22 protein-coding genes and 2 pseudogenes are annotated in these 26,222 nt (G+C 67.0%); 8 read left to right on the top strand and 16 right to left on the bottom strand.

Translation table 11 applies throughout. The features are described from left to right. The first annotated feature begins 10 nt into the window (after positions 1-10). Complete coding sequence (locus C9E82_RS04375; protein WP_119896775.1) at positions 11-493, top strand: MarR family winged helix-turn-helix transcriptional regulator; 483 nt, start codon at positions 11-13, stop codon at positions 491-493. An 8-nt stretch (positions 494-501) separates the two neighbouring features. Here C9E82_RS04375 and ubiG read toward each other — a convergent pair whose 3' ends face one another. After that, positions 502-1,236 (bottom strand): bifunctional 2-polyprenyl-6-hydroxyphenol methylase/3-demethylubiquinol 3-O-methyltransferase UbiG, encoded by a 735-nt coding sequence (gene ubiG, locus C9E82_RS04370; RefSeq protein WP_119896755.1) that lies wholly within the window; start codon positions 1,234-1,236, stop codon positions 502-504. 49 nt (positions 1,237-1,285) lie between these two features. Here ubiG and pip point away from each other — a divergent pair, with 49 nt between their 5' ends. Beyond that, positions 1,286-2,311: a prolyl aminopeptidase gene (pip, locus tag C9E82_RS04365; protein WP_119896754.1), complete on the top strand. Its 1,026-nt coding sequence runs from the start codon at positions 1,286-1,288 to the stop codon at positions 2,309-2,311. Between the two features lie 6 nt (positions 2,312-2,317). Here pip and C9E82_RS04360 read toward each other — a convergent pair whose 3' ends face one another. After that, a complete protein-coding gene (locus C9E82_RS04360; protein ID WP_119896753.1) occupies positions 2,318-3,364 on the bottom strand; it encodes a glycosyltransferase family protein in 1,047 nt (348 codons plus the stop codon). Positions 3,365-3,541: 177 nt separating this feature from the next. Between C9E82_RS04360 and rimP the strand changes: the two genes are divergently transcribed. From rimP to infB, 4 genes are read left to right on the top strand one after another with little or no spacing between them, the layout of a single operon-like run. Then, a complete protein-coding gene (gene rimP, locus C9E82_RS04355; RefSeq protein WP_119896752.1) occupies positions 3,542-4,189 on the top strand; it encodes a ribosome maturation factor RimP in 648 nt (215 codons plus the stop codon). A gap of 3 nt (positions 4,190-4,192) precedes the next feature. Continuing rightward, complete coding sequence (gene nusA / locus C9E82_RS04350; RefSeq protein WP_119896751.1) at positions 4,193-5,812, top strand: transcription termination factor NusA; 1,620 nt, start codon at positions 4,193-4,195, stop codon at positions 5,810-5,812. Positions 5,813-5,832: 20 nt separating this feature from the next. Then, the gene (locus C9E82_RS04345) at positions 5,833-6,453 is read left to right on the top strand and encodes an RNA-binding protein (RefSeq protein ID WP_119896750.1); all 621 of its coding nucleotides are present in this window, start codon (positions 5,833-5,835) and stop codon (positions 6,451-6,453) included. 8 nt (positions 6,454-6,461) lie between these two features. Further along, positions 6,462-9,050, top strand: coding sequence for a translation initiation factor IF-2 (gene infB / locus C9E82_RS04340; RefSeq protein WP_119896774.1), 2,589 nt, complete (start codon positions 6,462-6,464; stop codon positions 9,048-9,050). A 131-nt stretch (positions 9,051-9,181) separates the two neighbouring features. On the opposite strand, the gene C9E82_RS25240 is transcribed toward infB, so the two are convergent. The 4 genes from C9E82_RS25240 to C9E82_RS04325 form a co-directional block, all read right to left on the bottom strand. Beyond that, a complete protein-coding gene (locus tag C9E82_RS25240) occupies positions 9,182-9,310 on the bottom strand; it encodes a hypothetical protein (protein ID WP_276312070.1) in 129 nt (42 codons plus the stop codon). A 120-nt stretch (positions 9,311-9,430) separates the two neighbouring features. Continuing rightward, positions 9,431-9,829, bottom strand: coding sequence for an 8-oxo-dGTP diphosphatase MutT (gene mutT / locus C9E82_RS04335; protein WP_119896749.1), 399 nt, complete (start codon positions 9,827-9,829; stop codon positions 9,431-9,433). Positions 9,830-9,851: 22 nt separating this feature from the next. Beyond that, complete coding sequence (gene argJ / locus C9E82_RS04330; protein WP_119896748.1) at positions 9,852-11,105, bottom strand: bifunctional glutamate N-acetyltransferase/amino-acid acetyltransferase ArgJ; 1,254 nt, start codon at positions 11,103-11,105, stop codon at positions 9,852-9,854. Beyond that, entirely contained in the window at positions 11,105-11,956 is an 852-nt protein-coding gene (locus tag C9E82_RS04325) for a peptidylprolyl isomerase (protein WP_119896747.1), read from the bottom strand. The genes argJ and C9E82_RS04325 overlap by 1 nt, the downstream gene beginning before the upstream one ends. Positions 11,957-12,161: 205 nt before the next feature. On the opposite strand from C9E82_RS04325, the gene secA reads away from it, so the two are divergent. Next, positions 12,162-14,879: a preprotein translocase subunit SecA gene (secA, locus tag C9E82_RS04320; RefSeq protein WP_119896746.1), complete on the top strand. Its 2,718-nt coding sequence runs from the start codon at positions 12,162-12,164 to the stop codon at positions 14,877-14,879. Between the two features lie 722 nt (positions 14,880-15,601). Here the strand turns inward: secA and C9E82_RS24375 are convergent. The 7 genes and pseudogenes from C9E82_RS24375 to C9E82_RS04280 form a co-directional block, all read right to left on the bottom strand. Beyond that, positions 15,602-15,742 (bottom strand): peptidoglycan-binding domain-containing protein, encoded by a 141-nt coding sequence (locus C9E82_RS24375; RefSeq protein WP_170161981.1) that lies wholly within the window; start codon positions 15,740-15,742, stop codon positions 15,602-15,604. 175 nt (positions 15,743-15,917) lie between these two features. Continuing rightward, positions 15,918-17,416: pseudogene (gene istA / locus C9E82_RS04305) on the bottom strand (IS21 family transposase); the annotation flags it as partial. 71 nt (positions 17,417-17,487) lie between these two features. After that, positions 17,488-17,835, bottom strand: coding sequence for a pyruvate kinase (locus tag C9E82_RS04300; protein ID WP_119896744.1), 348 nt, complete (start codon positions 17,833-17,835; stop codon positions 17,488-17,490). A 9-nt stretch (positions 17,836-17,844) separates the two neighbouring features. Next, on the bottom strand, positions 17,845-18,783 hold the full coding sequence (locus C9E82_RS04295; RefSeq protein ID WP_119896743.1) for an SDR family NAD(P)-dependent oxidoreductase: 939 nt from the start codon (positions 18,781-18,783) through the stop codon (positions 17,845-17,847). 127 nt (positions 18,784-18,910) lie between these two features. Then, positions 18,911-19,936: a LysR family transcriptional regulator gene (locus C9E82_RS04290; RefSeq protein ID WP_221035970.1), complete on the bottom strand. Its 1,026-nt coding sequence runs from the start codon at positions 19,934-19,936 to the stop codon at positions 18,911-18,913. A gap of 42 nt (positions 19,937-19,978) precedes the next feature. Next, a complete protein-coding gene (locus C9E82_RS24945; RefSeq protein ID WP_276312071.1) occupies positions 19,979-20,281 on the bottom strand; it encodes a helix-turn-helix transcriptional regulator in 303 nt (100 codons plus the stop codon). Between the two features lie 99 nt (positions 20,282-20,380). Beyond that, positions 20,381-20,944 (bottom strand): annotated as a pseudogene (locus C9E82_RS04280) (cupin domain-containing protein); the annotation flags it as partial. Positions 20,945-21,140: 196 nt separating this feature from the next. Here C9E82_RS04280 and C9E82_RS04275 point away from each other — a divergent pair. Beyond that, positions 21,141-21,572, top strand: a complete 432-nt coding sequence (locus C9E82_RS04275) for a hypothetical protein (protein ID WP_119896740.1) — start codon at positions 21,141-21,143, stop codon at positions 21,570-21,572. 177 nt (positions 21,573-21,749) lie between these two features. Here the strand turns inward: C9E82_RS04275 and C9E82_RS04270 are convergent, their stop codons facing one another. The 3 genes from C9E82_RS04270 to C9E82_RS04260 all read right to left on the bottom strand — a co-directional run bounded on the left by C9E82_RS04270 (position 21,750) and on the right by C9E82_RS04260 (position 25,983). Next, complete coding sequence (locus C9E82_RS04270) at positions 21,750-24,023, bottom strand: FepA family TonB-dependent siderophore receptor (RefSeq protein ID WP_119896739.1); 2,274 nt, start codon at positions 24,021-24,023, stop codon at positions 21,750-21,752. A gap of 464 nt (positions 24,024-24,487) precedes the next feature. Next, positions 24,488-25,315, bottom strand: coding sequence for a GNAT family N-acetyltransferase (locus C9E82_RS04265; protein ID WP_119896738.1), 828 nt, complete (start codon positions 25,313-25,315; stop codon positions 24,488-24,490). Next, the gene (locus C9E82_RS04260) at positions 25,312-25,983 is read right to left on the bottom strand and encodes a GntR family transcriptional regulator (protein ID WP_119896737.1); all 672 of its coding nucleotides are present in this window, start codon (positions 25,981-25,983) and stop codon (positions 25,312-25,314) included. Before C9E82_RS04260 ends, C9E82_RS04265 begins: the two co-directional genes overlap by 4 nt. Positions 25,984-26,222 lie beyond the last annotated feature (239 nt).

The following is a 26,222-nucleotide window of genomic DNA, read 5'->3' as shown; positions in this document are numbered from 1 at the left end:
TGCCATGCCCATGACGCCCCCAGTCACCGCGCCCGAAAAGGCCCATGCCAACGACCGGCTGGCCGCAAGCCTCTTTGCCGAGGTGCTGATCGCCGACCAGCTGTCGCGCAACCTGATCAGCAGGGCGCTGCCGCGCGGGATGCAGATCTCGCATTTCTCGGTGCTGAACCTGCTGGCGCATGTGAACGAGGAACGCACCCCCGCGCAGCTGGCCGAGGCCTTCCACATCACCCGCGGCGCCATGACCAATACCCTGTCGCGGCTGGAATGGGCGGGCCATATCCATATCCGCCCGGACTGGGACGACGCGCGGCGCAAGTTCGTGGCGATCAGCCCGGCGGGCCGGGCCGCGCGCGATGCCGCCATGGCCGCCTTCATGCCGCTGATCGCCGATATCGTCCGCGACATCGGCCCCGAGCGGGTGCGCGTGGCCCTGCCCGTGCTGCGCGAATTGCGGCTGCGGCTGGGCAGCGCCACCGGCGCCGAGGGCTGAACGCGGTCTCAGGCGGGGCGGCGGGCGCTCAGCGCGTAGTTCACCGACAGGTCGCGGCTGGACAGGCTCCAGCGCCAGGACAGCGGGTTGAAGACCATGCCGCGCCGGTCCACGACCTGCAGCCCGGCGCCCTCGGCCATCGCCGCCAATTCATCGGGGGTAATGAAGCGGTTCCATTCATGGGTGCCCCTGGGCAGCCAGCGCATGATCCATTCTGCGCCGACGATCGCCGCGCCGAAGCTGCGCGCGGTCCGGTTCAGGGTCGAGACCACCGCCAGCCCGCCCGGCCGCAACAGATCGCGGCAGCTGCGGATGAAGGCGGCCGGGTCGGCGACATGCTCGACGATCTCCAGCGCCAGCACCACGTCGAACGCCTCGCCCTCGGCCAGCAGCGTCTCGGCGGCGGCGGCGCGATAGTCGATCTCCAGCCCCTGCTGTTGGGCATGCAGGCGCGCGACGGCGATATTGCCCTCGGCCGCGTCGGCGCCCGTCACGCTGGCGCCCAGCCGCGCCATCGGCTCGGCGATCAGCCCGCCGCCGCAGCCGATATCGAGGATTCGCAGCCCCTCGAAGGGCCGCAGGGCGCGCCGGTCGCAGGAAAATTCCGCGGCGATCTGGTCGGTCACATAGTCCAGGCGCACCGGATTCATCATGTGCAGCGGCTTGAACTTGCCCTTCGGATCCCACCATTCCGCCGCCATTGCCTCGAACTTGGCGATTTCGTCGGGGTCGATGCTGGTCATGGCACTGCTCCTTCTGGCGGGCTGTCGCGCTTGGCTATATACTGGGGCGATGGACAGATTGGCAGGACAAATCGGCGCGTCACATGGCCGCCTCCACCCGGCGACCGAGCCTTTCGACCGCCGCATGGTGGACGTGGGCGACGGCCACAGCCTGTATGTCGAGCAATGCGGCAATCCCGATGGCCGGCCGGTGTTGGTCCTGCATGGGGGCCCGGGCGGCGGCTGCAGCCCGTTCATGCGGCGCTTCTTCGATCCCGATCACTATCGCGTGGTGCTGTTCGACCAGCGCGGCTGCGGCCGCTCGCGCCCCACCGCCGAGGTCGAGGCCAACACCACCGCCCATCTGATCCGCGACATCGAATCGCTGCGCGCGCTGATCGGGCTGGACGACTGGCTGCTGTTCGGCGGCAGCTGGGGCGCGACCCTGGCCCTGGCCTATGCCCAGGCCCATCCGGCGCGCGTGACCGGGCTGATCCTGCGTGGCGTCTTCCTGGGGCGGCGCGCGGAACTGGACTGGTTCTATGGCGGCGGCGCCGGGCGGTTCTTCCCCGATCTCTGGGCCCGCTTCCAGGAGCCGATCCCCGAACCCGAGCGCGGCGACATGATCGCCGCCTATCACCGCCGGCTGTTTTCCGATGATCGCGGCCGGCAGGGGCGCTTCGCCCTGCCCTGGCTGATGTGGGAAAACGCGCTGGCGGGGCTGCAATCGGCCCCGGTCAGCCACGCCCCCGCCGATTACGCCCGCGCCTTCGCCCGGCTGGAGAACCATTATTTCATGAATGGCTGCTTCCTCGAGGAAGGCCAGCTGCTGCGCGACCGCCACCGAATCGAGCATCTGCCGGCCGTCATCGTGCAGGGCCGCTATGACATGGTCTGCCCGCCCGCCAGCGCCTGGGAACTGGCCGAGGGCTGGAACCGCTGCGAGCTGCGCTTCGTTCCCGCCTCGGGCCACGCGCTGTCCGAGCCGCGCATCTCGGCCGAGCTGGTACGCGTCACCGATGAGATCCGTGAGCGCGACCGCGCCGGGCTGCTGGCCGCAGAGCAGATCCGGGGCGGCGACCGCGCCGCCCGCTGAGCCGCCTCAGCAGGCGGGTGCCGTCTGGGTGCGGCGGGCGATCTCGGCCAGATCGGCATCCAGCGCGGGCGAGCCTGCCGAAACCGTCTCGGCGATCCGCTTCAGGCCGTGCCGCCAGTCCAGCCGCTCCAGCGCCATCAGGTGATTGCGCCGCGCCTGCCCCGGCGTCCATGCGGCGACCGCCTCGGCCAGGGCCTGCATGTTGTGGCGCAGGTCGATGCGGTCGAAATCCAGCGTCGCGCCGGGCCAGAACAGGCGGCGGAAGCTGTCGTCGTTTTTGGGCTGGATCCCGGCGACGGTGGCGCCGCAGGCCAGCGCGTCGGTCCAGCGGCCGGTGATGTATTCCTTGACCCGGTGCGTATAGGCATCGGTCGAGGCCAGGTTGGTATGGGCGATGACGAATTTCGTCGCGGCATAGGCCGCCATCACCCGGCGCTGGTTTTCCAGCAGATCGGGCACCAGCGGCGGCCGCCCGGCAAAGCGCAGCCCATGTTCCGCCGCCACCCGCTCGGTCGCCGAATCATCCTGCCAGGCTTCGGGCTGGCGGCCGATCCGCAGCAGGTCCACCGGCCTTTCGCCCGCATCCGAGCCCGCCCCCAGCACGTCCGCGCCCCAGTTCAGCGCCATCACCCGGTCGCCCAGGTGCCGGCGGTAATGGGCCAGCTCGTCCCGGCGGATGATGCAGATGAGGTCGATCCCGGCATATTCCGCGCGGCGCAGCGGATAGTCGTCGCGGAAGCTGTCGATGATCCAGGCGACCACCGTCCCATAGCCCTCGCGGAAGGCCGCGCTGCGGCGCAGATGGACGATATGGGCGGGCGAATGCAGCAGCGCCAGCAGCACGCGATCCCGGTTGCCGCGCGGGCGCGGGCGCAGGTCCCACAGCTTCCGCGCCCGGCCGACCCGCCCGTCCGGGAAGCTGCGGCGGCGGCCCTGGAACAGCACGGCCGTCAGCTGCGCCAGCGCCGCGATCGGCCCCCAGCCGCGGGCGTCGGCATCTGCCATGATCGTGTCGATTCGGGTCACTTGGGAAAAGCGTTTTTCGTGGATCATGACGGGCTGCTCGGCATGGCTCCTGCGATATCGCGGGGCTTGGCGACCCGGCACTTGCTTTTGGCCGCAAACCGGCCTATATGCAAGCCAACAGCGGTGCAGGCTTCCACCCCCTGCCCACCGGAGACTTCCGCACGGGCCCGCTGAAGGCCCGTTTTTCATTTCCGAAAGGACCAGATGTCGAACGATCTGATCGCCAAGACCGCCATCGACCGGCGCCTGGCCGAGATCATCGCCCCGGTGATCGAGGATCTGGGCTTCGAGCTGGTGCGCGTGCGGCTGCAGGGCGGCAAGACGGCGACCCTGCAGATCATGGCCGACCGCCCCGAGGGCGGCATCAATGTCGACGATTGCGGCGATATTTCCGTCGCGGTCAGCGCCACGCTGGATGTCGAGGACCCGATCGAGGACAATTATCACCTCGAGGTCTCCAGCCCCGGCATCGACCGGCCGCTGACGCGGCTGAAGGATTTCGAGACCTTCGAGGGCTACGAGGCGCGGCTGGAGACGAACCAGCCCATCGACGGGCGCAAGCGCTTCAAGGGCGTGCTGGCGGGCATCGAATCGCGCGACGGCACCGAGGAGGTGCTGCTGAACATCGAGGAAGGCGGCCAGACGCAGACCATCGGGCTGCAATTCGACTGGCTTTCCGACGCCAAGCTGGTGCTGACCGACGAGTTGATCCGCGAGATGCTGCGCCAGAAGAAGGAGGCCGGCGTCGAGATCGACCATCTGGACGAAAGCGCCTTCGACGCGGTGGAAACCGAGACTGATGGCGAAACCGAAGACAATGAAGGCGCCGACAGCGCCGATGCCAAGGAGTGAGTGATGGCGATCACCTCTGCCAACCAGCTGGAACTGTTGCAGACGGCCGAGGCCGTCGCGCGCGAGAAGATGATCGAGCCCGAGCTGGTCATCGAGGCGATGGAGGACAGCCTCGCCCGTGCCGCCAAGTCGCGCTACGGGTCCGAGATGGACATCCGCGTCAAGATCGACCGCAAGACCGGCCATGCGACCTTCACCCGCGTCCGCACCGTGGTCGAGGATGACGCGGTCGAGAACTATCAGGCCGAGCTGACGGTCGAGCAGGCCCGCCCCTATCTGGACGATCCCAAGGTCGGCGACGTGATCGTGGACGAGGTGCCGCCGGTCGAGCTGGGCCGCATCGCCGCGCAATCCGCCAAGCAGGTGATCCTGCAGCGCGTCCGCGAGGCCGAGCGCGACCGCCAGTACGAGGAATTCAAGGACCGCGCCGGCACCATCATCAACGGCGTCGTCAAGCGCGAGGAATACGGCAACATCATCGTCGACGTCGGCCGCGGCGAGGCGATCCTGCGCCGCAACGAGAAGATCGGCCGCGAGAGCTATCGCCCGAACGACCGCATCCGCGCCTATGTCAAGGATGTCCGCCGCGAGGCGCGCGGCCCGCAGATCTTCCTGTCGCGCACCGATCCGCAATTCATGGCGGAACTGTTCAAGATGGAAGTCCCCGAGATCTATGACGGCGTGATCGAGATCAAGGCCGTCGCCCGCGACCCCGGCAGCCGCGCGAAGATCGCGGTGATCAGCTACGACAACTCGATCGACCCGGTCGGCGCCTGCGTGGGCATGCGCGGCAGCCGCGTCCAGGCCGTGGTGGGCGAATTGCAGGGCGAGAAGATCGACATCATCCCCTGGAACGAGGACCAGGCGACCTTCCTGGTCAACGCCCTGCAGCCGGCCGAGGTCAGCAAGGTGGTCATCGACGAGGATGGCGGCCGGATCGAGGTGGTGGTGCCCGACGAGCAGCTGAGCCTGGCCATCGGCCGGCGCGGCCAGAACGTGCGCCTGGCCAGCCAGCTGACGGGTCTGGACATCGACATCCTGACCGAGGAAGAGGAATCCAAGCGCCGCCAGGCCGAGTTCAACGCCCGCACCCAGCTGTTCATGGATGCGCTGGACCTGGACGAGTTCTTCGCCCAGCTGCTGGTCGCCGAGGGCTTCACCGACCTGGAAGAGGTCGCCTATGTCGAGCTGGACGAGCTTCTGTCCATCGAGGGCGTGGACGAAGGCACCGCCGAGGAACTGCAGGCCCGCGCCCGCGACGTGCTGGAGGCCCGCAACAAGGCGGCGCTGGAAAATGCCCGCGCGCTTGGCGTCGAGGACAGCCTTGTTGATTTCGACGGCCTGTCTCCCCAGATGGTGGAGGCGCTGGCCAAGGACGGCATCAAGACGCTGGAGGATTTCGCCACCTGCGCCGACTGGGAACTGGCCGGCGGCTGGACCACGGTGGACGGCCAGCGCGTCAAGGACGAGGGCCTGCTGGAACCGTTCGACGTCAGCCTGGAAGAGGCGCAGAACATGGTCATGACTGCCCGCGTCATGCTGGGCTGGGTCGACCCGACCGAGCTGGGGGCCGAGGCGGGCGACGAGACCGGCGAAGGCGACGATCAGGAGGCCGGGGCCTGACCGCCCCGGATCTGGCCGGCGTGAGCCGTGGCGGACGCGAAAAGGACCGGACGCAGCCCGAACGGCGCTGCATCGTCACCGGAGAGGTTCAGCCCAAGCGCGGGCTGATCCGCTTCGTGGCGGGACCGGATGGAATGATCGTGCCGGACCTGGCCGAGAAGCTGCCGGGCCGCGGCATCTGGATCGCCGCCGACCGCGCCGCGATCGAGAAGGCCGCCGCCAAGGGGCTGTTCGCCCGCGCCGCGAAGGCGCAGGTCAAGGTGCCGGACGGCCTGGCCGACCTGGTCGAGGCGGGCCTGGCGCGGCGCGTGGTGGAACTGGTCTCGCTGGCCCGGAAATCGGGCAAGGCGGTGGCCGGTTTCGAAAAGGTCAAGGGCTGGCTGGCCGAGGGGCGCGCGAAAGTGCTGCTGCAGGCCAGCGACGGCTCGGAACGCGGCAAGGGCAAGCTGTGGACGCCCACGGGCGGACGCTGGTTCGGCTGCCTGACCGCATCAGAATTGGGTTTGTCCTTCGGGCGCGATCATGTCATACACGGCGCGCTTGCGGCGGGTGGCCTGACGGACAAGGTGATCGTGGAAGCCGGCAGACTGACGGGTCTGCGCGGGCATGACGGCGGCAATACGGCCGCCGGGAAGGAATGAAGACGCAGATGAGCGACAAAGACGGAAAAAAGACACTGGGACTGGGCGGTGGCCGCTCGGGTCAGGTCAAGCAAAGCTTCAGCCACGGTCGCACCAAGAATGTGGTCGTGGAGACCAAGCGCAAGCGCGTGGTGGTGCCGAAGCCCGGCGCCGCTCAGGGCGTGACCGATACTGCCAAGACACCGCTGGTCGCGAAGGTCGCGGGCGGTGACCGCTCGAAACGGCCCGCCGGCATCTCGGATGCCGAGATGGAGCGCCGCCTGAAGGCCCTTGCCGCCGCCAAGGCGCGCGAGGCCGATGATATTGCCGCCCGCGCCGCCGAGGAAAAGGCCCGCGAGGAAGAACGCGAACGCCGCCGCGCCGAGATCGAGGCCCGCGAACGCGAGGAACGCGAGCGCGAGGAGGCCCGCAAGGCCAAGGCCGAGGAAGAGGCCCGCCGCGCCCGCGAGGCCGAGGAACGCGCCAAGGCCAAGGACGAGGCGCCCAAGCCCGCGGCCCGCAAGGAAGACCCGCGCGGCAAGCCCGCCGCCGCTGGTGCCGGCGCCCGTCCCGCGCCGCAGGACCAGGCCGCCATCGAGGCCGCCGCCGCCCGCGCCGAGACCAAGGGCGTCAGCGCCGCCACCCCGCGCAAGACCGAACGCGACCGCGGCGACCGCGCGCCGGACCGCGATTCGCGCGGCAAGGGTGCCCGCGACGACAGCCGCCGCTCGGGCAAGCTGTCGCTGAACCAGGCGCTGGAAGGCGAAGGCGGCCGCCAGCGCAGCCTGGCCGCGATGAAGCGCAAGCAGGAAAAGGCCCGCCAGAAGGCGATGGGCGGCAGCCAGCGCGCCGAAAAGCAGGTGCGCGACGTGCAATTGCCCGAAACCATCGTCGTGTCGGAACTGGCCAACCGGATGGCCGAGCGCGCCGCCGATGTCATCAAGTCGCTGATGAAGATGGGCATGATGGTCACCGCGAACCAGACCATCGACGCCGACACCGCCGAACTGGTGATCGAGGAATTCGGCCACAAGGCGGTCCGCGTCTCGGATTCGGACGTGGAACAGGTCATCGACACGGTCGAGGACCGGCCCGAGGACCTGAAGCCGCGCCCGCCGATCATCACGATCATGGGCCATGTGGACCACGGCAAGACCTCGCTGCTGGACGCGATCCGTCACGCCAATGTCGTCTCGGGCGAGGCCGGCGGCATCACCCAGCATATCGGCGCCTATCAGGTGACGACCGAATCGGGTGCGGTGCTGACCTTCCTGGACACGCCGGGCCACGCGGCCTTCACCTCGATGCGGGCACGCGGCGCGCAGGTCACCGATATCGTGGTGCTGGTGGTTGCCGCCGATGACGCGGTGATGCCGCAGACGATCGAGGCGATCAACCACGCCAAGGCCGCCGGCGTCCCGATGATCGTGGCGATCAACAAGGTCGACAAGCCCGACGCCAATATCGACAAGGTCCGCACCGACCTGCTGCAGCACGAGGTCGTGGTCGAGAAGATGTCCGGCGACGTGCAGGATGTCGAGGTTTCGGCCAAGACCGGCCAGGGCCTGGACGAGCTTCTGGAAGCCATCGCGCTGCAGGCCGAGATCCTGGAGCTGAAGTCCAACCCGGATCGCTCTGCCCAGGGCGCGGTGATCGAGGCGCAGCTGGATATCGGCCGCGGCCCCGTCGCCACGGTCCTGGTCCAGAACGGCACGCTGCGTCGCGGCGACATCTTCGTGGTCGGCGAGCAATGGGGCAAGGTCCGGGCGCTGATCAACGACAAGGGCGAGCGCGTCGACGAGGCCGGACCCTCGGTCCCGGTCGAGGTGCTGGGCCTGAACGGCACGCCCGAAGCCGGCGACGTGCTGAACGTGGTCGAGACCGAGGCCCAGGCCCGCGAGATCGCCGATTACCGGATCCAGCAGGCCAAGGACAAACGCGCCGCCGCCGGTGCCGCGACCACGCTGGAACAGCTGATGGCGAAGGCCAAGGCCGACGAGAGCGTCGCCGAACTGCCGGTGGTGGTGAAGGCCGACGTGCAGGGCTCGGCCGAGGCGATCGTGCAGGCGCTGGAGAAGGTCGGCAACGAGGAGGTCCGCGTCCGCGTGCTGCATTACGGGGTCGGCGCGATCACCGAATCGGATATCGGCCTGGCCGAGGCGTCTCAGGCGCCGGTCATCGGCTTCAACGTCCGCGCCAATGCGCCCGCCCGCAACGCCGCCAACCAGAAAGGGGTCGAGATCCGCTATTACTCGATCATCTACGACCTGGTGGACGACATCAAGGCGGCCGCCTCGGGCCTCTTGTCAGCCGAGGTGCGCGAGAACTTCATCGGCTATGCGCAGATCAAGGAAGTCTTCAAGGTCACCGGCGTCGGCAAGGTCGCGGGCTGCCTGGTCACCGAGGGCGTCGCCCGCCGCAGCGCCGGGGTGCGCCTGCTGCGCGACAACGTGGTGATCCACGAAGGCACGCTGAAGACGCTGAAGCGCTTCAAGGACGAGGTCAAGGAAGTCCAGTCCGGCCAGGAATGCGGCATGGCCTTCGAGAATTACGACGACATCCGCCCCGGCGATGTCATCGAGATCTTCGAGCGCGAGGAGGTCGAGCGCACGCTGTAAGGCGTGCCCGGCCCGGCGCGGGTCCGCAGACGGATCCCAGACAGAAAAACGGGGCGCCTTTCGGTGCCCCGTTTCCCTTTTCGGAACCTGATCGAGGGTGGCTGGTCAGGCCCGCCCGCAATCGTGCCGGATCATTTCGAAATCGGTTTGCCTTCGAAGGTCTGATCGCCCACCCGAACCACGATATTGCCATTGGCCGCCGCGCGTTCGAACAGACCCTGAACGGAAATGTAGCTTCCAAGTGATATGGTACGAATCATGTCAAGTCCTCCTCCACCCACAAGCTAAACTTATTTCATAAAGGTTAAAAAAAAAGTCATATTCCTTCCCGGATCCCCAGAAAGTGGCATCCGAGGAAGGAAATCGCGACTTTTGTGCTGTCAGAGCCACATTTGTAACGATGGGATCAACGGAATATCGGCGGCCGGCATAGAGTAATTGCGCAAATCAGCGGCCCGGACCCAGGCCAGATTCTGCCCCTCGACGGCCCGCACGATGCCTTCCCAGCGCCGGCAGGCGAAGACCGGCATCAGCAGGTGGAAGTCGTCATAGCTGTGGCTGGCGAAGGTCAGCGGCGCCAGGCAGGACCGCCAGGTCTCGATCCCCAGCTCCTCGTGCAGCTCGCGAATCAGCGCGGCCTCGGGGGTTTCGCCGGGCTCGACCTTGCCGCCGGGGAATTCCCACAGCCCGGCCATGGACTTGCCCTCGGGGCGCTGTGCCAGAAGCACGCGCCCGTCGGGATCGATCAGCGCGACGGCGGCGACAAGGATCGTCTTCACCTGCGCGTCCCCGACACGACCTTCACGAACGATAATCCGCGTTGATGTCGATATAGCCGTGGGTCAGGTCGCAGGTCCAGACGGTCCGCGCGCCCTGCCCCAGCCCCAGGTCGACGGCGATCAGCAGCTCCTGCTTCTTCATGTAGGCGCTGGCCTTGTCCTCGTCATAGCTGTCGGAACGCCAGCCCTTCTCGGCCAGGACCAGGTCGCCGAAGCGGATGGTCAGCCGGTCGCGGTCGGCCTCGGCGCCCGACTTGCCCACCGCCATGACGATGCGGCCCCAGTTGGCATCCTCGCCGGCGATGGCGGTCTTGACCAGCGGCGAATTGGCGATGGCCATGGCGACCCTGTGGGCATCGGCGTCCGAGGCGGCGCCAGTCACCCGCACCTCGACGAATTTCGTCGCCCCCTCGCCGTCGCGGACCACCTGCTGGGCCAGGTCGCGCATCAGCCCGTGCAGCGCCTGCGTGAAGGCCCGGCCCGCATCGCTGTCCAGCGACGTGATCTCGGCCGCCGCCGCCCGCCCGGTCGCGGCAAGGATCAGCGCATCCGAGGTCGAGGTGTCGCTGTCCACGGTGATGGCGTTGAAGCTGCCGCCCAGCCCGTCGTCCAGCGCCTGCTGCAGCAGCTCTGGCGCGATCTTCGCATCGGTGAAGATATAGACCAGCATCGTCGCCATGTCGGGCGCGATCATCCCCGAGCCCTTGGCGATGCCGGCGATGCGGATCTGGCCGCCCTCGGCCTCGACCAGCGCGCCCGAGCCCTTGGGGAAGGTGTCGGTGGTCATGATCGCGCGCGCGGCATCGGCCGCGCCCCCGGCATCCAGCCCCGCCGCCAGATCGGCGATGACGGCGACAATCCGCTCATGCGGCAGGGGCTCGCCGATCACCCCGGTCGAGGACGAGAAGACCCGCCCGCGCGGCACCCCCAGCGCCTGCGCCACCGCGCCGGTCACCGCATCGACCGATTCCTGCCCGCGCGCGCCGGTGAAGGCATTGGCATTGCCGGAATTGACGATGATCGCCGCGCCCTTGTCGCGCCCCTCGCCCGCCGCCAGCTTGGCCTGGTTGTCCAGCACGCAGGCCGCGCGGGTCGAGGATTTCGTGAAGGCCCCGGCGATCGAGGCGCCCTCGCAGATGCGGATCAGGGTCACGTCGGTGCGGCCCTGGTATTTCACCCCGGCGGCGGCGCTGGCGAATTCCACGCCCTCGATCACCGGCAGGTCGGGAAATGCCGCTGGCGCCAGCGGCGAGACGGGAAGCCCGGCCTTGCCCATCATTCCGCCTCCAGAAGCTCGGCCTTGTTCAGCAGCGCGGGGTCCAGCCCCTCGGTCTTCTCGACCGTGGCGGCATCGACCAGGCGCTGGATCTCGGTCTCGACATTCTCGCGGCGGACCAGCTGCGCCAGCTGGTCGCGGACCTGGTCAAGCGGCGGCGCCTCGCGCAGGCGGGTCTCGTTCAGCCGAATCAGGTGCCAGCCGAACTGGGTCTCCACCGGCTCCGAGATCTGCCCGGCCTCCAGTTCCTTCACGGCGTTTCCGAAGGGTTCGACCATCTGGTCGGGCGTGAACCAGCCCAGGTCGCCCTTGTTCGGGCCGGAATTGTCGGTCGAATGCTCCTCGGCCAGGGCGCCGAAATCGGCGCCGCCGTCCAGCTCGGCCTTGATCGCCTGCGCCTCGTCCTCGGTCGCGACGAGGATGTGGGCGGCGGAATATTCGGTCACCGGCTCGGTCTCGGCGAACAGCCCGTCATAGGCGGCCTGCACCTGCTCGTCGGTCGGCTCGGCCTCGGCCACGGCCTGGATCGCGGCATTGGCCAGCGTGTTGCGGCGCTGCAGCTCCAGCTCGGCGCGCACGCCGGCATTGGGGGTGTCGGCGGCGGCCTCGGCCACGGCGGCCTGGCGGACCAGCTGGTCCAGCATCATGTCCCAGATCGCCTGGTCCGACATGCCATCGGTCGAGGGATCCTGCATCGACTGGCGCATCACGATCATCTGCCCCAGCGTGATGTCCTGGCCGTTGACCGAGGCCACGACGCTGTCGGCGCTCTGGTCCTGTGCCAGCGCCGCCAGCGGCATGGCAGCCGGCGCCGCGATCACGAATGCGGCCAGAATCGATCGTTTCAGCATGGGAATTCCTTCGCGTCTTCTGGCCCAAACGGCGGTGCCGGGCCGGGCCAACATTGACAGTCAGGCGGCCGGGCCCTACATCCCACGCAACCGTGGAAGGCGCAGCCGCCGCTTTCGTTCAGGACCCTGATACGGCAATGCAGCCGGGTCGGGCAAGTGGGCCCCAACTGGCAGGCTTTCCCATCAACGTGATTGCGAAGGTAACATGCTCGGCATCGGAAATCTGGCGAAACTGGTCTTTGGCACGCCCAACGACCGCAAGGTGAAATCGGTCCGGTCGCTGGTCGGCAGGATCAACGCGCTGGAGGAGCAGCTCAAGGCGCTGTCCGACGAAGGCCTGGTGGACAAGACCCGCGAGTTCCAGAAGCGCGTCGCCGAAGGCGAGGATCTGGACGCGATCCTGCCCGAGGCCTTCGCCAATTGCCGCGAGGGCGCCCGCCGCGCGCTTGGCCTGCGCGCCTTCGACGTGCAGCTGATGGGCGGCATCTTCCTGCACCAGGGCAATATCGCCGAGATGAAGACCGGCGAGGGCAAGACCCTGGTCGCCACCTTCCCCGCCTATCTGAACGCGCTGACCGGCAAGGGCGTGCATGTCGTCACCGTCAACGACTACCTGGCCAAGCGCGACGCGGAATGGATGGGCAAGGTGTTTCGGCAGCTGGGGCTGACCACCGGCGTCGTCTATCCCTTCCAGGCCGAGGCGGAAAAGCGCGAGGCCTACCGCGCCGACGTCACCTATGCGACGAACAACGAGCTGGGCTTCGACTATCTGCGCGACAACATGAAGGGCTCGGTCGAGGAGATGACCCAGCGCGGTCACAACTTCGCCATCGTCGACGAGGTCGACAGCATCCTGATCGACGAGGCGCGCACGCCGCTGATCATCTCGGGGCCGTCGCAGGACCGCAGCGAGCTTTACGTCGCGCTGGACAAGTACATCCCGATGCTGACGGACGAGCATTTCAAGCTGGACGAGAAGACCCGCAACGCCACCTTCACCGAGGAAGGCAACGAATATCTGGAACAGCTTCTGCAGGCCGAGGGCGTGCTGCCCGAGGGCCAGACGCTCTACGACCCGGAATCGACCACCATCGTCCACCATGTCAGCCAGGCGCTGCGCGCCCACAAGCTGTATCTGAAGGACCAGCACTACATCGTCCGCGACGACGAGGTGGTGCTGATCGACGAATTCACCGGCCGGATGATGAAGGGCCGCCGCCTGTCGGACGGGCTGCACCAGGCGATCGAGGCCAAGGAGGGCGTCAAGATCCAGCCCGAGAACGTGACCCTGGCCTCGGTCACTTTCCAGAACTATTTCCGCCTCTATGACAAGCTGGCCGGCATGACCGGCACCGCCGCGACCGAGGCCGAGGAATTCGCCGAGATCTACAAGCTGGGCGTGGTCGAGGTCCCGACCAATCGCGGCATCGCGCGGATCGACGAACATGACCGCGTCTATCGCACCGCCGACGAAAAATACGCCGCCGTGATCGAGGCGATCAAGGAGGCCCATGCCAAGGGCCAGCCGACCCTGGTCGGCACGACCTCGATCGAGAAATCCGAGATGCTGTCGGCGATCCTGAAGAAGGAAGGCATCCCCCACAACGTCCTGAACGCCCGCCAGCACGAGGCCGAGGCGCAGATCGTCGCCGATGCCGGCAAGCCCGGCGCGGTGACGATTGCGACGAACATGGCCGGCCGCGGCACCGACATCCAGCTGGGCGGCAATGTCGAGATGAAGGTGATGGAGGCGCTGAAGGCCGACCCGGACGCCAATCCCGACGAATTGCGCGCCCGGATCGAGGCCGAGCACGCCGCCGACAAGCAGGCGGTGCTGGATGCGGGCGGGCTGTTCGTCCTGGGCACCGAGCGCCATGAAAGCCGCCGCATCGACAACCAGCTGCGCGGCCGCTCGGGCCGGCAGGGCGATCCCGGCCGGTCGCTGTTCTTCTTGTCGCTGGACGACGACCTGATGCGCATCTTCGGCTCGGAACGGCTGGAGAAGGTGCTGTCGACGCTGGGGATGAAGGAAGGCGAGGCGATCATCCACCCCTGGGTCAACAAGTCGCTGGAACGCGCCCAGGCCAAGGTCGAGGGCCGCAACTTCGACATCCGCAAGCAGCTGCTGAAATTCGACGACGTGATGAACGACCAGCGCAAGGCGGTGTTCAGCCAGCGCCTGGAGATCATGGACAGCGAGGAGGTCGGCGAGATCGCCGCCGACATGCGCCACCAGGTCATCGAGGACCTGGTCTATGAATTCATGCCGCCCAAGACCTATCTGGACCAATGGGATGCCGAGGGCATGAAGGCCGCGGTGCGCGAACGGCTGAACATGAACCTGCCGGTCGACGACTGGGCCCAGGAGGAAGGCGTCGACCAGGAGGTGATGATCGAGCGCATCACCGAGGCGACCGACACCTACATGGCCGACAAGGCGGCCGCCTTCGGCGAAGAGAACATGCGCCAGATCGAGAAGCAGGTCCTGCTGCAGATGATCGACGAGAAATGGCGCGAACACCTGCTGACGCTGGAGCATCTGCGCTCGGTCGTGGGCTTCCGCGGCTATGCGCAGCGCGACCCGCTGTCGGAATACAAGACCGAGGGCTTCCAGCTGTTCGAATCGATGCTGGACAGCCTGCGCGGCAACGTGACCCAGCGGCTGGCGCAGATCCGCCCGCTGACCGAGGCCGAGCGCGAGGAGATGCTGCGCCAGATGGCCCAGCAGCAGAAGGCGGCGCAGGAACACCTGACGATGGAACACGGCGCCGAGCGCCAGTCCAGCGACGACGCCGACAAGCCCACGCCGCTGGTCGAGGGCTTCGACGAGGCGAACCCGGCCACCTGGGGCAACCCCTCGCGCAACGACGCCTGCCCCTGCGGCTCGGGCCGGAAGTTCAAGCACTGCCACGGCTCGCTGTAGCGGCGGCTGGCGCGACCGGCGGGCGGCCTATGGGCCGCCCGGACGCTCGGGCGACCCGAACCGGTGGCAACGTCGCGCAGGCATGACTTGCGCTCCCGTCGGAAGCCGCAGAATGGCTGTGAGCCTTGGAGCAACGGTGGGTTGGCGGAGAGGTTACGCACCGGATTGAAAATCCTCAAAAATACTCCCCTGAAATCAATTGCCTTCGTTGATCCGTTGACCGGGACATGCCTGGAACGGATCTTGAATGTTGCAACGCGGATCTCGGCTCCTCGACCAGCACCAGTGCCCCATCGCGCAGGGACCGCTGGAACTCGGCGGCCGGGATGCCATCGAGCCATGCGCGCCACGCATCCGGCGCGGTCAGGATGACCGGCTTGGCCGTCTTCCCAGACCGTCAGGCCGCCCGTCGTGATGCCATAGGTCGCCACATGGTCAGGCGCCATCCTGGCCAGCTCCGCCGGCCCCTCACGGCCCGCCGGCATCGCGAAGCCCTGCAGTAAGCGCGCCCGCCGCCCGGCCGGTGATCTCGGCCTTCGCCTCGGCCAGCTTGGCCTCCGAGGTTGCGCCGGGTGCCGCGAGGGCCTCAGCGCGTTCGGCACGCTGTTGCGGACATGCTCCAGGATGATGCGGATCGCGGCGTCGACGGACAGGTTGCCGGCAGCCGTCATGCGCATGGCCGCGTTGACGATGGTCTGGATGGTCGTTCTCCTTGATGATGGTCAGTCCAGCAGCGCGGCCCAGCTGCGGGAGCCGATGATGCCGTCAGCCACGAGGCCGTTGGCACGCTGGAACTGGCGCCCGGCGAGCGCATCGGCTTCCACAAGCACGCCCTCGACTATTTCTGGTCTGTCAATCGGCACGGAATCTTGCCCCCTTATTGGAGTGCGCCCCTGGGGGTGGACCAGTCAGACCGGTTGAATTGACCCCCTGCTGGCTTTCAGAGGAAGAAAGCCCATGTCCAGACGCCACCGCAGTCACAGTACCGAATTCAAGCGCCAGGTCGTCGCCGAATATCATGGCGGCGAGACGCTGCATGCACTCGGCCGCGGGCTCGCAGGTCAGCCGCAGCGCATCCGGCGCGGCGATGGTCAGCGGCGGTGGCGGTTCGCGATGCCGGGCCAGGATGTTCAGGACCACAGCTGCCGCCGGGGCGCCCTCGTTCAGGGCCTCGGCGCAGGCGGATTCCACCGCATCCAGTCCGTCGGTCGGGATCATGCTCAGGATCTGGACCATTTGCCGGTCGCCGTTCGGCACCTTGCCCAGCTTGCGCTGAACGCGCCTGATCGCTGGCGGCAGTTCCCATTCCTTGAAGGGAGCGCCGTTCCGGAGGGCGCCGGGCTTGCGGGCCAGCACCGGAATATAGTGCAGCGGATCGTAGATGGCCTTGTCGCGGCCGAAGGCGCGGATGTGCTGGCCGACGATCCTGCCGTCCTGCCAGAACTCGACGCGCTCGGCATAGGCGCGGATCTCGACCGGTCGACCGACAGCGCGACCGTCCACCGAGTAGCGGTTCTTGTCGAACCGGACGAGACAGGTCTTCGATACCGAAGCGGGCACGGCATGAAAGCCGTCGAAGGGGCCGACATAGGGCACCAGGCTTGCCCGCTCTTCCTCGAACACTTCCCGGATCGTGCGATCGCGAAGCTCGGGGTGCGGATGCGACCTGGCCCATGCAACACAGCGATCCTCGAGCCAGGCGTTGAGTTCGGCGCAGCTTTTGAACTTCGGTCGAGGCACGAAGAACCGCCGCCGGACAACGCCGACCTGGTTCTCGACCTGCCCCTTCTCCCAGCCTGAGGCCGGGGTGCAGGGCCGTTCATTGTGGCGCCATTGGTTCAAGCCCAATGGACGGCGGTTCGACGAGGTAATGCCCGCACATCTGCTGGAAACGGCGATTATAGGCGCGGTCGCGGCCGATGAAGATCGTGTCCACCGCCGTCTTCATGTTGTCGTAGATGCCCCGCGCGCAGGCTCCACCGAAGAAGGCGAAGGCCTTGTCATGAGCGTCGAAGACCATCTCCTGCGTCTCGCGCGGGTAGGCCCGAACAAACAGCATCCGGCTGTGGCAGAGGCGGATGTGGGCGACCTTCACGGTGAGGGTCGCGCCATCGATCACCACGATCTCGTGGCTCCAGTCGACCTGGTAGGCTTCTCCCGGATCGAAGCTCAGCGGCACATGGGCGGCGGCAGATGCCTCCTGCCGTGGACCAGGAGGCCGCGTATCGCCGGACGGCATCATAGCCGCCATCATAACCTCGGGCCCGGAGGTCCTCGAAGATGCGGATGCAGGTCAGGCGCTCGCGCTTCGGTTTCCGCGCGTTCACCGCCAGCATCTTGTCGAGCATGTCTTTCCGGGGCCCGATCTTCGGCAACGGCTGATTGGTCCGCTCGCAGGTGAGTTCCGTCGCACCCGACCGGATCACCTTGCGCACCGTGCTCCGCGATACCCGCAACTCCCGGCAGATCTGCTTGACCGACTTCTTGTCCTGGAAATACGCCCGACGGATCTTCGCAATCGTCTCCACAACCAGCATCCCGCACCGCGCCCCCAATGACCTCAGGGGCATCATGAACATCAGTGTAAGGGGGGCATTTGGGGCGCCGATTACCCCGCCACAGGGGCAATCTTGCATGCCGGTTCATAACCGACAAGCAGGGCGGCCAGGATTCCATGCAGACAGTCCAGCGCCGAGGGTTTCTCGATCTTGGCGATCAGCCCGGCGCAGCCCTGGATCAAACCCTTGGCCTCGGCCAGGTCCTCCGGCCACTGGACGAAGGACAGCCCCACCCAGTCGACGCCCAGAGACAGGCCGAATTCCAGGTCGACGCGATCCTTTTCGGTCAGGGCCGGCAGGGTCACCACCGTATCGGGCAGGTTCACGCCCTTGCGGTCGAGAATGCGGCCGCCGGCCAGCACGCGGGTGGCCGCGCCGGTCGGGCACGCCTTTGGCAACCCGGAGGCTCAAAGCGATGCGGTCATGCCCCCGTCCACGAAGAACATCGATCCGTTGAGGTAGGTCATCTCGGGCGAGGCCATGGCGAGGATGGCGGCGGCGATCTCGTGCGGGGCGGCGACACGTTGCAGGCCGTGGACATTGCCGCGCGCCCAGAGGCCGACGGCGGTCCTCCAGGCCGCGTCCGGGGCGTCCATGAAGCCTGCCTGCCGGCGGATCATCTCGGTATCGGTCGCGCCCGGGCAGATGCCGTTCACCCGGATGCCGCGATCCGCATATTCGAGCGCGGCCGTCTGGATCAGGCCCGCCAATGCCCTCTTGCTGGCATTGTAGGCCCCCAGACCGGGGCGCGCACCGACGATATTGACCGACGAGGTCACGATGATCTGCCCGCCCCGCGCCAGCATCCGCGGAATCTGCGCCCTCATGGCCAGGAAGACGCCGCGCACATTGGTGTCCTGCAGGTCGTCCCATTCGTCGGGCTCCGTCTCGTGAAGCGGCTTGCTGAAGCTGATGCCCGCATTGTTCAAGGCTATGTCCAGCCCGCCATAGGCCTCGATCGCCCTGGCGACGAAATCATCGATCTCGGCGGGATTGCGCACATCCGCCCTGACATACAGCGCATCGCCGCCGTCCCGGCGGATCGCATGTTCCACCTCGGCCCCCAGCTCCTCGCGGCGGCCGCAAAAGGCGACCCTGGCGCCTTCGGCGGCGAATGCCTCTGCCGCAGCGCGACCGATCCCCGAGGTCGCCCCGGTAATCATCACGACCTTGCCCGCGAAACGGCGGCTGCCGTCGCAGGTCACCCGTGCCGGTGGCGCCCCCGGTGCCGTCAGCGCCGCGCCGCCCGCCAGGCCGGTAGAGGCGCCGATGACCGTGCCGAGCGCCACGGCGCCCAGAAGACGCCGGCGTCCCGTATTGGCCGGTTGGCCTTCATCCTGGTCCATGAATCCTCCATCTCGCAGCTCTGGGCCGTCAGCCTAAGCGGGACCCATCATTCCGCAATCCGGCTTGCTCTGGATGCTTCGTGAAGCATCTCTTCACAATCCGCCGGAACAGGGGCTGCGGCAGCATTCAGGCTTCGAAACGGAAACGTTGCCCGATCATGTAATCGACAAAGGCTTTTAGTTTCGGCAAGCTCTGCGCACGGCTTGGATAATACAGGAAAAGTCCGGGGCTTTGCGGGCAGTATGCCTGCAATGCGGTTTCCATCCGCCCCTGCGCGACATGATCGCGCACTAGCGGTTCGGCCAGATAGGCAAGACCGAGGCCGTCGAGCGCCAGCGACAGCATCAACGCCTCGTCGTTGACGATCAGGGGGCCGGTCATGTCCACTTCGAATTCATGTCCGTTCTCGGTGAATTCCCATCGATATATCCGGCCCGAACTTTGCTGACGGTATTGAATTGCCCTGTGCGCGGAGAGATCCGCCGGCCGTTCGGGACGGCCATGTTTCTCGAAATAGCCCGGCGCCCCGGCAACGCAATATCGAAAGGGCGATGTCAACCTGACGCCGATCATGTCCGGATGGACCAGCTCGCCCACGCGGATGCCGGCGTCGAAGCCATCCCTGATGACATCCGCAAAGCCGGAATCGGCGACGATCTCTATCTGGACATCGGGACAGGCGGCACAGAAGCCGGGCAGGATCGGCCGGATCACGGGCGCCACCACGGAACGCGGAACGGTCAGCCGCAGCAGGCCCGACGGCCGTTCTCCCAGGCATCGGGCGGCTTCGAAGGCTTCGTGCAGATCATGCATCGCGGGACCCGCAAGCTCGAGAAAGCGCCGCCCCGCTTCGGTCAGGCCGACGCTGCGGGTCGAGCGCGCCACGAGGGCGACGCCGACCCGGGCTTCCAGCGCCCTGATCGCCTGGCTGACGGCCGATGGCGAGACACCCAGATCCGCTGCCGCAGCCCGAAAGTTGCGATGCGCCGCGACCTGGAGAAATGCCGCCACGCCGTCCAGTCCCCGCACTGTTGGCACAAGACAATCCTTCATGAACAATGTCGATGACATGGCTTTTTCTTCCCCAGGGACGCGGCGCATATTCTCTGCGCCTGGCCGCGATGCGACGATGGTGCCGGCTTGCAGCTGCACCAGAGGTTGAAGGAACGGTCGATCCGGGGCCTCCTCATGCCGTCACGAAGCCGCTGGGATCCGCGCATCGCGGCGATATTGTCCCGGCGGCGTGCCCGACCAGCACCGGAAGGCCCGACCGAAGGAAATCTCGGAATCGTAGCCGACGCTGAGGGCGATCCGGGTCAGCGGCATCTGCGAGGCGGACAGCAGCGTCTCCGCCAGCTCCATGCGCCGCCCGGTCGCATAGTCCATGACGGTCGCGCCGACCGTCGCGCGAAAGCGGCTTGCAAGCACGCTTCTGAACAGCCCCGCCTGCCTTGCCAGTTCGGCAAGCGTCCAGCGCCGCCCCGGCTCGCGATGCACCAGGGTCAGGACGCGCGCGATATGCGGATCGCGCAGGCCGCGCAGCCAGCTGGTTCCGCCCCCTGGATCGTCGGCGATGGAGGTGCCCACCGCATTGACGAAGATGATGTCCGCAAACCGCTCGATGATCGCCTGGAAGCCGGGTTCCTCGCGCGCGGCTTCCTCCAGGATCTGCCCGAGGATGCCGTCGAGCCAGGCCGGACCTTCCCGCAGGCGACCCCGCACCAGGATGACCTCGGGCAAGGCAGAGATCAGATGATCGGACCGGCGACTTGGAAAGCCGAAGACGCCGTTGACCATGCGCGTTCACGCGCCATCCCCTCCGGCGCGCCAGCGATCGAACCACCGGCCGCGGCGGGCCGAGATCCAGTCCGGGTCGATGCCGTTTTCCCGCAGGAGATCATGGAAGGGAACCCGCGCCGCGCCCGGCTCTGACATCAGGGCATGGGGGGTGCCTCGGGGCAGGACCAGCAGGTCGCCGGCCATCAGCTCGACCGTGCCCCGTCCCTCCATCTCGAGGAAGGCACGCCCCTCGGTCACGATGTGAAACGGGGCGCCCTCTACCCTGGCCTTGTCGAAGCCCCAGGGCGCGTGGAGGTCGGCGAAGCTGAGCACCACGCTGTCGAGCCGGAGATCGCGCAGGATCGCACTGAGAAGGTCCATGACCCGACGATAGGCGGCGAACTGCCCCGCCGCAAGCGCGGCGACAGCGATGCGCCGGCGAATCGGGACGATCGGTTGGCGATTCCGGCCGGCCAGACATTACATGGTCCCGCCTTCCCAAGGTAGCCAGACGAACGGCACCTTGCGGCTGATGCGCCGCATGGCAGGCCGGGTTCTGGAAACAAGGAGAGGCATCATGGCGCAGGGCATCTCGGGTTCGACCTCACGCAGGCAGGTTCTGGTCGCGGGGGCGGCCCTCGCGGCGACAGCTGCGGCATCGCCGGCGCTGGCCCAGGCAACCGCGGCCGACGGCCCGCGCGTCGCGATCATCGCCGGCACGAGTTCCGGTTTCGGCAGGCTCATGGCCGAGAGCTTCGCGCGTCGGGGCATCACGGTCATCAAAACGATGCGTGACGCAGGCGGCCGCAACAGCGGTCCCGCGGAAGAGCTGCGCGGACTGCCCCCGGACCCCTCGCTCGATTCACGGGAAATCGTGGAGGCGGCGCCGAATCTTGTCGCGACGCCCCCCGGCAGCCGCCCTGCCCGAGTCGTCGTGGGCCCCTACAGGGACGGAATCGAACGACTGAACAGCCTGCACGTAACCGTCCAGGCCGAGATGGCCGGATAGGCCGGAGGGTTTCATGAATCGACTGCCGGTTCGGTGCGTTCCGATGAAACCTCTGGCGCGGTCTGATCGCAGTTGAGACGTAAGCGGGAAGCGGTCGAGATGACGCTGCTGGGTGGATGGCTGCCTTCTCGGCATCCCATCTGGCCGGGCTGCCCCCGCGGCTTTATCCTGGCATCGTCAGAATGACGAGGTGAGCGAAATGTAGAACGCCCGTCCGGGTTCGTTAAAGGTGTTGGCGTCGCTGACCGAGCGATCCGTCACCGAATCCCATGTCCGCTGCGTGCGATGGATCTCCTTGCCGAACAGGTTCGTCACGCCGGCCGACAGCACCGCATTGTCGTTGATGTTCCAGCGCGAGCTGAGGTTGAACAGCGTATAGCCCGGCCGCTCCACCAGGATGTCATAGGGAATGCCGGTGCTGGTATTGGCCGTGCGCGGCTTGATGCGGCCGTAATTCGTCGCCGCCAGGGTGAAGGTCAGATCCTCGGTCGCGAACCAGTCGAGCGAGGCGTTGATCGTGTGCTTGGGCACAAGGCTCAGCGGCTGGCCGTTTTCCTTGTTCTCCGACTTGATCATGTAGGTCGCATTGGCATTGAAGGCGAAACGCTCGCCCAGGGGCATCGAGAAATTGCCCTCCAGCCCCTGCACGACCGCCTTGGGCGTGTTGTCCCAGATATAGACGCGGTAATTCGTCACCGGATCATAGCCGATCAGCGTATCGCCCGCCGCGATCCGGTTCTTGTAATCGTTGTGGAAGAAGGTGAACGAGCCGTTGATGTCGTTGAAGCCCTCATAGGCCAGGCCGATCTCGGCATTGATGCTGGTCTCGGGCTTCAGGTCCGGGTTGCCGTAGATATAGCAGGAATCGGGCCACTCGGGGATGGGCTGCGGCCGGGTCTCGGCATCGTCGTCGAATTGCTGGCAGCCTCCGCCGGCCGACATGTAGCGATAGTTCGGGTTCAGCTGGAACAGGTTCGGCGCCTTGAAGGCCCGCGCCAACCCGACCTTCATCGACCATTCGTCGCTGAAGCGATAGGTGGCGTTCAGGCTGGGGCTGGCGTTGAAGCCGAAGGTGTCGGCCCAGTCCAGGCGCAGCGCCGGAGTCAGCGTCAGCCGGTCGTTCCACTGGATGTTGCTTTCGGCGTAAAGGCCGATATTGGTCTGCTCGGTCTTGCTGGGGGCGTCGGTCGCGCCGCCCTCGGGGCTCTCCAGCACCAGCGTCGTCGGATCGCTCATCCGTTCGTGCCGCACCTCGGCACCCAGGGTCAGCGTCTGGTTCCGCCCGCCCAGGGTCATCGGCAGCACCCATTCGGTCTTGCCGGTGATGTTGTCCAGGGTCACCGTATCGAAGCGGAAATCATCCGCCACGCCGTCGCCATCGGTATCGACGCAGAACGACGGTGTCCCTTCATTCGCCCCCGCCGCGCCGCGGCAGATACTGGCATTGCGGGTGTTTTCCCATTGCAGATACGAGAAGGACTGGCCGAAATGGTAATCGCCGCGATGGGTCGCCCCCAGGGTGCGGCGATAGATGCGGCTGGTCGTGGCGCCGCTTTGGGCAAGCTCGTCTTCCGGGCTGCCCGGCTCGCCCGACCCTCCGGTCCCACGCTCGCCGACATAGACGTTGCCCTGGCGCGAGAAGTTGAACTCGAAATCCACCTCGTGCCCTTCGGCGGCTTGCCAGGTCAGCAGCGAGCCGATGTCCTTGTTGGTCACGCCCTCGCGGCCCGCAGGCGCGGTCTCGCTGCCGGCGGCGGCGTCGTTCAGTTCGGGCGAATCGCCGTCCTGCTTGTTGTAGTTGCCGGTCAGCCGGAAGGTCAGCCGCTCGCCCGCCGGGCCGGCCAGCATGAAGTTCGTGCGGACATTGTCGCCCTCCAGAGAGCTTTCGGGAGAGTTATAGGACAGCCCGACCGAACCCGTGAAGGTATCGGGCCGCTTGGTGATGATATTGACCACCCCGCCCGAGGCGCCCGAGCCGTAACGCGCCGCTGACGGCCCGCGCAGCACCTCGATCCGCTCGATCAGTTCCGGGGCGACCCAGTTCGAATCGCCGCGCGTGTCGCGTTCGCCCGCCCGGCCCATCTTGGCCGCGTTGCGCGACATGACCGGCTTGCCGTCGATCAGGATCAGGGTGTTTTCCGGCCCCATGCCGCGGATGTCGATCTGGCGATTGTTGCCGTATTGGCCCGAGGCCGCGTTACCGGTCAGGTTGACGCCCGGCATGCGCCGCACGATTTCCGAGATGTCGTTGATGACGGGCTGTTTCTCAAGGTCTTCGGCCGAGATGGTCGAGGCGCCAAGTGCCTGCTTGACCTGTTCTTCGGCGGTGATGACGATATCGTCCAGCACCAGCGTCTCGCCGGTGTCCTGCGCGGCAAGCTGGCCGGGCAGGATCGCCAGGGCCAGCCCGATTGCCGTCGTTGATGTCAGTCCAAGCGTCTTCAGCCTCATCTCGGAGTCTCCCTCGTGACAGGTTTTCGGATGACTGGCTGGCGGCTGGTCGTCGCATGCGTCCCCTCGTGCCGCCTTCGCATCCAGACACGAACGGCGAGGCAGCGGGGTTTGCGGCTGCAGATGGCAGAAGCTTCACGACAGCGTGAAAGTCAAGCCAAATGCGTCGATCCGGTCGCAAGGGGATCCGGGATCGGAACTCAAGCTTCAAGACATCTGACCGTAAGATCGCATTCCTTCCAGACGCTCGAGTGACGGGTGGCTCGCCCGACATTGGCGGCGTTTGAACGAGGTTTTTCCAAGCGCCGATCCTCATGCTTGTCGCACCCTGTGGCCGCCAATCCGCCCATGCGCATCAATCGGCATAGCGGACCCCCGGCTTTACCTGATGAAGCGATGCCACTGGTCATTGCGACGAAGCCGGCGACATGAACCGCTGTGATCGTCATCAACAGGCGGCGCTGTCAGCCAAGCTCCATCGTCGCGATGGCGAAGATCGTGCCGTTGCCCGTTGCCGGCGTGCCGCGATACATGCGCGCTGCGCGGAAGACGGGTTCGAACCCTGCGCCGCTCAGCGTCCCGGCGAGATCCGCGCGGCCCTGGGGCAGGTCCATTGCCTGCGTCCCGGCAGGGATTTCCAGGCTGGCGGCGCGGATCAGGCGCATCGCCGTCGCCAGGTCGGGGGCGACGACGGGACCGATCTTGGCCCCGTTTCGGCACTGCCGGATCGTCGCAAATCCGTCGGTGCCATGCGGTCCCCGGTGCAGGACGGTGCGTCGTGTCGCCGTGCCGGCAAGCCAGGCGGTCAGGAATTTCCTGCGGTCATAGCCGGTCGCCAGCCGGTCGAGCCGCAGCAGGTCGCCAAGATCGGCCGGTCCCGCGCGACGCACCCGGGGCTGCGCAGAGCCGTCCAGCCGGCCCTGCCATCGGGTGGTGTCGCCCCATGCCACGAAACCGGATTTCGCATAATTGGCCTGCTGCGCGGCGACCCCGTCCAATCCGACGCAGCGCGGCCCCGAATGCCTCAAGGCGTGCCGCCAGAGGGCAAGGCCGATCCCCTGGCCGCGATATTCGGCAAGGCACAGATACAGCCCCAGAAACGCCATCCGGGGGTCGTGATTGACGACCGAGATCGCGGCGACGATGTCGTCATCCAGCGCGGCGACGAAGAAGCCTTCCGGGTCGGCGGCATGGAAGGCCGCCGCGTCGTCGAGACCGGGGTTCCAGCCTTCCGCCGCCGCCCAGTCCAGCACCCGTCCCAGTTCCTCGGCCCGCATCCGGCGCAGGATCATGGCAACAGCGCCTCGCGCAGCGAGGTGGGGGCCGAGGCGCGGTTGCGCAGGTCCAGCGAGGTCATCAGGTCCAGCAGATGCTGCTTCATCAGTTCCTCGGCAAGTGCGCCGTCCTGTCTGGCCAGGGCGCGCAGCAGGGCCTCGTGGCCGTGCCGGTCGCAGAGCGCGCCGCGCCGCTGCCAGTAGAGGGCGATGACCAGGGACGACCGCGCGACAAGCTGCGCGATGAATTCGGCGATGGTGTTCTGATCGGCGATCCGCGCGATCTCGATATGGAACCGCCCCGAGAGATGGAGCGCCCGGCCCGTGCTTTGCTGCGCCATGGCCTCTTCTTCCTGGTCCAGATGCGATCGCAGCAGCGCCAGATCGGCAGGCGTGATCCGCTCGGCCGCCGAACGTGCGGTGCGCGGCTCCAGCAGGGCGCGCGCCTCGAAGACCTCGCGCGCCTCGCGGATGCTGGGCTGGGCCACGAAGGCGCCGATATTGCGCTTCAGTTCGACAAGATGCGTGTGGGACAGGCGTTGCAGCGCCGCACGGACGACGGTGCGCGAGACGCCGAAGATCTCGCCCACCTCGTCTTCCGAAAGCTTCGAGCCGGGGGCCAGGCGGTGCTCGTGAATGGCCAGCTCCAGGTTGGCCACGATCGTCTGAACGCTGGTTTCCTTCACGAATCGACCTCATCGCCCGCTTCTGGCCAGACTGTTCCAGCCGGGCGCCCGATCGGCAAGGCGAGAGAATCCGGCCCAATATTGTATACAATGATGGATCAAATTCCGCGCACGGCGCTGCATCAACGATGAAATCGCAAGCAGAGTCGGATTTCGACCCCCCTGCCCCGCCGATAATGCGATGCCGGGGCGCGATTCCGCTTCAGCCTTTCCGAAAGCCCGAGGCTGGAGAGGATGCC

Source organism: Paracoccus sigandri (genome assembly GCF_003709565.1).
Taxonomy (GTDB): domain Bacteria; phylum Pseudomonadota; class Alphaproteobacteria; order Rhodobacterales; family Rhodobacteraceae; genus Paracoccus; species Paracoccus siganidrum.
This window is presented reverse-complemented; position numbering and strand designations above follow the sequence as displayed.